Raw genomic sequence first — 5,550 nt, forward strand, 5'->3', positions numbered from 1 at the left:
TGCCTTGACGCGGCGCTTCGGCGATCCGTGTTTGCCGGCCATTATGCGTGCTCCAGCAAAGAACCCTGCCGGCGCACATTCGCGCGCTCTCGCGGTGCTACGTTCATCTTCTCGGCTTTCATTTTCGTAAGCAGTGCTGTTGCGGCCGCCCGTCCTTTGGCGGCCTCCTGGTTGAGATGATTTTCTATTTGCGTGTAGGCCAGCTCGCGCTGACGTTGCACTTCCGCACGCAGTTTCGCCTTGACTCCGGCCAACGCTGTTTCGCCGTACTCCCTCCTGACCTGGTCGTAAGCGACTTGGCGCACGTGCTGGGGGGCTCCCGCCAAAAGGCGGATTTGACAGCATTCGCGGTGGGCATTGAAGCGCCCCGACAGCGCCACGCAAAACTCGCAACTCACCTGGTCGGGCCGACGAGGAAGCTGCGGATCGTGGCGATCGACATGTCCGCTACGTCGTGGATGCGGATCATCATCGCCGCGCTCAGCGCGACCTTGACGTTCCGGATATTGCTCACGTTCGTCGGGGAGACGCCCAGTTCGCGCGACAGGGCGGCGTCGTTCTTGACGCCGAGCTTCGCCATGACAGCGTCGAGCAGCATGCCGACGTTGTAGGCCGGGTTGTTGACGTCGATCGTCACGAATTTTCTCTCGGTGGTGGTGGTGGTCATACGTCGTCCTCATCGGTGGTAGGTTGGTTTTTTCGTGCTCGTGATGCTTTCAAAATTGCTTTCATGCCGGCCACGGCACCGGCCGGCATTCCTTTTTTGGCGCGGGGAGGCGCCTCGGTCGGATCGATGATTCCCACGCGGCTCTGGCGCGGTGGTGCCGGCGAGACCCCGCCGTTGTCGATCGCAGCCTGCACCCGGCCCTTGAACGCCAGGGCGGACTCGCCAGCTTGCGCCGGTTGCAGTCCCAGCCGCGCAGCTTCGGCCGCGACGCTGGCGTCCGACGCCCACCAAGCCTGGCTGGCCCGAGCGCCAGTCGCACGTTCCGGACCTCGGGCATTGCGGCACCAGTTGCGCCACGGGCCTTCCCATTCGAGCTTGACCCCACGGGAACCTGCCATCGGCACCCAGTGGTCCCGGAACGTCTCAGCCACCTCGCGGACATGGTCTTCGGTCCAATCCGGAAACTTCGCCAGCGCCCAGTCACCCCATGATTTCGGAAGTGCAAAATCTTTGGGCAAACGGGTACCGGTTGCCGTGTTCCGGTTAACTGATGATTCAATTGATGGTTTACTGATGGTTATGGGTGCGAGATCTGCGGGGGTTTTTGGCAGAATCTGCGGGGGTGGGGGTGCAGATTTTGCGGGGGTTGGGTGCGGATTCTGCGGGGGTGCAGATTCTGCGGGGGCGTCGAAATGGGCCGAATAGATGCGGTAATTCGTGCTGCGGCCACGCCGCATTTCGCGCCGAAGGATGCCGAGCGCTTCCAAGGCCGTGATGTGGCCCTGAACGGTACGCTCGCCCATGCTGCATTTGTACGCTATCGTCGCGATCGACGGATAACACTCGCCCTGGTCATTGGCGTTGTCGCACAGCGCGATCAACACGAACTTTTGCCCCGATGGCAACGGCGACTTCCATGCTGCTGTCATTAAACTAATACTCATTTGAATCCTATGTGCTGCATCAGAACGGCGCGCCGTCCGTCATGTGTTCGATACGGTGTTGGCCACGCAGTCTCTGCTGGGCGACGCTGGCGGCGAGTGCCGCCAGGAAGGCTGGGTTCACCCATCGGATGTCATTCGGCATGACGGCCCGCCTGGGTTGCACGGACGCAGTGGACGCATTTGCCGTACTGGGCCAGCTGCTTGGCGAACACGTTCTTCCCGCAAGGGGGTGTAAGCCGGAACCCCAGAAAATTCCGTCACCAAAGCTAACCCTGGTCATATTTATGCAACCTTGAATAAGTTACGGCTTATGTGACAACTTTAGCAGCAAAATTTCTCGTTTTCTGACCGTCACTTAACCGGTCGTTTGCGTGACAGGTCCTGCGCTGACTGGGAACAGAAAAATCTGGGGTTCCGGCTTACACCCCCTTATATAAACACAGTATAAAACCGCGCTGATCATGATTTCTTCTCCCGCCCATCTCAATCCCGAAGACTTGCATCCAGACCTTTGGCGTGCCTCCCAGCTGGCACGCGCAACAACGCGATGCGTCGATACGGGGTACCAAGCACTGTCTAGTCAACTGTCGGGCGGGGGTTGGCCACTGGGGACGCTCGTGGACGTACTGCCGCAACAGGCGGGAATAGGCGAAATGCGGCTGTTGGCGCCAGCGCTGGCGAAAGTAGCGTCGCGTCGTGCTGCTGCAGCCGCCGCACGACCCGCAAACGCTTGCGCTCACGGGCATGGGCCTACATGCCTCCCAGGTGCTGTGGGTCAAAAGCAAAAGCGGCCCGAACGCGCTGTGGGCGGCGGAAACCGTGTTGCGCAGTGGGAGCTGTGGCGCGCTGCTGTTCTGGGCAAGCCACGTCCGGCCGGAAAGCCTGCGCCGCCTGAACCTGGCCGCGCAAGCGGGTGAGACGCTGTTTTTCATGCTGCGCCCGATCGCGGCCGCGCAGGACGCGTCGCCGGCGCCACTGCGCCTGAGCTTGCGGCCGGCCCTGGGTGGGGTGGAGGTGGGATTCGTCAAAAGGCGCGGGCCGCAACGCGACGAGGCCCTGTTCATCCCACTGAGCGGGGTCGGCGACGCGGTGGTGCATCGTCCTGCACGGGCGCCGCAGCCAGTGCCGTCGCGGGCGGGCATTCCTCAGACGGTGATGTAGCACAAATGGCGAACCGGTGACACGAACCGGCGTGCAAGAGTGGAGTCGAACAAGCTCAATCTTGTTCCAGGAGAGTGCAATGCCTTCGATCATCCATGTCGGGAAGAACAGGGGAAACGGAAAAACTAGTACGCTAAGCTCGTGCGCAAACGATCTTTGTCTACGAACCCCGTTTTTGATCGCTCCCCGGGCGCAAATCATTGCACAAACCTGTTGCGGTAGCATCGGCAACTGCAACAGGTTTGTTCAACATCCAGGGCATCGTTCCCTTTGTTCGATTGTGGCGCAGACCTTAGCCTACTATTTTTTTCCGTTTCCCCTATCTTTCCCAGATTTCACTCTCCATTTTAAAAAGGATTACGATAAGCGCTACTGCCACCATCTCTTGACGCACTTTTGCATTGGGAAATAATTTCTCTCGCGGATGAGACTTCGGTGGCTGTCATCGACTGATAAAGATAGTTGACACGCTCGACACTTTCTACCGTCTTGGTTTGATCTGCTACGGCTATTGCGTAAAGATAGGAGCGTTTTAAATCGGGCAGACCGAATCCGCCACTCTCGTAGTGCTTAGTCATAAAAAGAAAGGCCTCTCTTAGTCCGCTTCCCGCCGCTTCTCGACCGACCTGTTCCGCTTCTGCCCTAAGTTCCTCAACTTGCCGACGTGTTTTTAGGCGATTCACGAACTCAAGCAGCTGTGCCTCAACCAATAGGTTTTCCGCATATGCTAGTTTGAGTTCGGGTGAGCCGTCTTTTGACGCAGCTCTGAGCAATTTCAAAGGTGCCATTCGATATTCCGAGGGGATACTCCGACAAATTTTTGATGAAAAATTATCCACCGTCGCTTCAATCGAAGCGGGTAGCTTGTAGTATTCTGCTGCAGGAGAGCAGTGACTAGCCAAAGAAAACAACGCTATTCTTTGTACACTCGGAGCATCAGGCTCAAGGCTTTGAAATTGGCCATGACTCAGGGATATCTTCTCAAGATATTGATTTACTTCGCTCTCGAAATGCAAACGATCTTTCATCGGCGTCACCAAGACTTCGACTTTGTGGCGCTCACATATATCTATGTTCGAGTTGGGCGTATCTACCGCGCTTATATTTTTTACGATGATGGTCGCTGAAGAAGCAACAGCGTTGTTTGAACGAGCCGTTTGAACAGGCCATAGGATATCCTGTGTAAAGTATATGATCAAAAATGACCCGATAACCAAAAACACGATTTTCATATATTTATTCAGGTTTTCAAATCAATTTTCAGAATGTACTTTGATTAGATGAGTAAGCTCTTGCTTCCGGCCTTTTGTTGGCCATCCGCCAATCCTTTCAACCAATACTCCATCCTTAAAAAAATAGAAAGTGGGAGTCTCCCAGTATGCTATTTTCTTCCAGCTTAAAATGTCCGAAGCCAATGACATAGTTAACTCTGGATGTTGCTGGTTCCATAATTGCATTTGCGAAATATCGAAACCACGATCAATGCGGGTTAACCACAATGTCTTCCCCGCCAGCAATTGTCGAAGTTCAGAGTCAGCTTCTATATCCGACACGGCGTTTTGGGCAAAATGGCATCGTGGTGCGGACATCACGATCACGAAAAGTCCAGGGGGAAATACGAAAGAAACTTGTCTTATTTCGCCTGTTTTAAAGTCAACATTCCATAATTTATTACCTGAGTTACGCATGGTTTGACCGCGAACCATGGGTGGCTTTGCAACGTTGGGGGCGGGATATTTTTCGATAAAATTAGCTGCTTGAGAAAATTGCTCAGTCGAAATATATGCCTCATACATTTTGACAAAATTGCTATTTTTGTGCTCTCCGAGGCGCACAAGAGCATCGAATGCTTCGCGCATGTGGTTGGCAAATCGAGGGTCGCCCGAATAAAATTCAGCTATGTCAGCTGCGTCAAATAATTGTTGCAACGATTCCGGTTTCCGTGATCCAAGCAGTTTTCGACGCTGGAATTCAGGCAAGAGATGCAAATAGGCATTCGCTATTTTTTGTGCATTTGCTGTGCTCGACGAGGTCGACATCACCGCGCTGCGCTCAACCAACTCTAATCGATCAAATGCGGAGGGGGTTGGGGCGGCCTGCGCCCCACCGAAGCTAGAAGCCCAACAGATTAGAAGTAGAAAAAGATGTCGCATTGAAATTACGGCCCGGCATGCCTGGGCCGCAGTTGTCCTTAATTAGCAGGTTTTGAGACAGATATCGCTGCGGCTCGCCTTACAACTTCCAGGAGCAACACAGGTGTACCCCATGTAATCCTGAGGCACACTTGGACCGGTAGGATACGGCGTTGGGGTAGGTGTTGCCCATACCCCACCACTTCCAGCACCTCCCCCCCCAATACCGCCCCCCCCAAAATCACCACCCCAACTACCCTCGCCACCCTCGCCGCCCTCGCCACCTAACTCCTTAGGGCACATCAATACCGGTGTTTCGCCGGCAAGCAAGCGTTGATCCTTTTCCGTTTTTACCACTGCCTTTTTAAACAAGGTAGTGTTCGCCTGTGAACCAAACAAAGATAATATTTTTGCAATTTTAGTTGGAGTTAACTCGCTTTCTAGCTCTGCATAACGATAGCCCGTTATCCCTTTCTCATTAAAAGTCAAACTTTCAAGAAATCGCTTACGTGCCGCTTCAGATAGGACTGACAGCAAATTCTCCTGTGGCGGCGTCATCTTCATATAACGCGTCAACTGCGCGGAAGAGGTAATCGTTGCCATATGGGAGGCCAGCGCCGAGATCTGCATAGCTGATGTAGCGTTG

Annotated in this window: 7 protein-coding genes and 1 pseudogene; 1 reads left to right on the forward strand and 7 read right to left on the reverse strand. The window is 54.6% G+C overall.

The features are described from left to right. Positions 1-41 precede the first annotated feature (41 nt). The 4 genes from PO883_RS33580 to PO883_RS33595 form a co-directional block, all read right to left on the reverse strand. Positions 42-305: a hypothetical protein gene (locus tag PO883_RS33580; protein ID WP_289313659.1), complete on the reverse strand. Its 264-nt coding sequence runs from the start codon at positions 303-305 to the stop codon at positions 42-44. An 89-nt stretch (positions 306-394) separates the two neighbouring features. After that, positions 395-667 (reverse strand): hypothetical protein, encoded by a 273-nt coding sequence (locus PO883_RS33585; protein ID WP_289313660.1) that lies wholly within the window; start codon positions 665-667, stop codon positions 395-397. Continuing rightward, positions 664-1,611 carry a helix-turn-helix domain-containing protein gene (locus PO883_RS33590; RefSeq protein WP_289313661.1) on the reverse strand — a complete coding sequence of 316 codons (948 nt, stop codon included), beginning with the start codon at positions 1,609-1,611 and terminating at the stop codon, positions 664-666. The genes PO883_RS33585 and PO883_RS33590 overlap by 4 nt, the downstream gene beginning before the upstream one ends. Positions 1,612-1,630: 19 nt before the next feature. Further along, complete coding sequence (locus PO883_RS33595; RefSeq protein WP_289313662.1) at positions 1,631-1,753, reverse strand: hypothetical protein; 123 nt, start codon at positions 1,751-1,753, stop codon at positions 1,631-1,633. 319 nt (positions 1,754-2,072) lie between these two features. Between PO883_RS33595 and imuA the strand changes: the two are divergent. Further along, positions 2,073-2,772: pseudogene (gene imuA, locus PO883_RS33600) on the forward strand (translesion DNA synthesis-associated protein ImuA). Positions 2,773-3,119: 347 nt separating this feature from the next. Here the strand turns inward: imuA and PO883_RS33605 are convergent. From PO883_RS33605 to PO883_RS33615, 3 genes are all read right to left on the reverse strand, one after another. Next, a complete protein-coding gene (locus PO883_RS33605; protein WP_289313663.1) occupies positions 3,120-4,004 on the reverse strand; it encodes a hypothetical protein in 885 nt (294 codons plus the stop codon). A gap of 21 nt (positions 4,005-4,025) precedes the next feature. Next, on the reverse strand, positions 4,026-4,832 hold the full coding sequence (locus tag PO883_RS33610; protein WP_289313664.1) for a hypothetical protein: 807 nt from the start codon (positions 4,830-4,832) through the stop codon (positions 4,026-4,028). 135 nt (positions 4,833-4,967) lie between these two features. Beyond that, positions 4,968-5,550: hypothetical protein (locus PO883_RS33615; RefSeq protein WP_289313665.1), on the reverse strand; the 583-nt coding region annotated here is incomplete at its 5' end.

The organism is Massilia sp. DJPM01, from assembly GCF_030348125.1.
In the GTDB taxonomy this organism is placed as follows: domain Bacteria; phylum Pseudomonadota; class Gammaproteobacteria; order Burkholderiales; family Burkholderiaceae_D; genus Telluria_A; species Telluria_A frigida.

Coding starts and splice junctions, on each gene's coding strand:
- PO883_RS33585 (WP_289313660.1), bottom strand. CDS start 667: ATGACCACCACCACCACCGAGAGAAAATTCGTGACGATCGACGTCAAC.
- PO883_RS33590 (WP_289313661.1), bottom strand. CDS start 1,611: ATGAGTATTAGTTTAATGACAGCAGCATGGAAGTCGCCGTTGCCATCG.
- PO883_RS33595 (WP_289313662.1), bottom strand. CDS start 1,753: ATGCCGAATGACATCCGATGGGTGAACCCAGCCTTCCTGGCGGCACTC.
- PO883_RS33605 (WP_289313663.1), bottom strand. CDS start 4,004: ATGAAAATCGTGTTTTTGGTTATCGGGTCATTTTTGATCATATACTTT.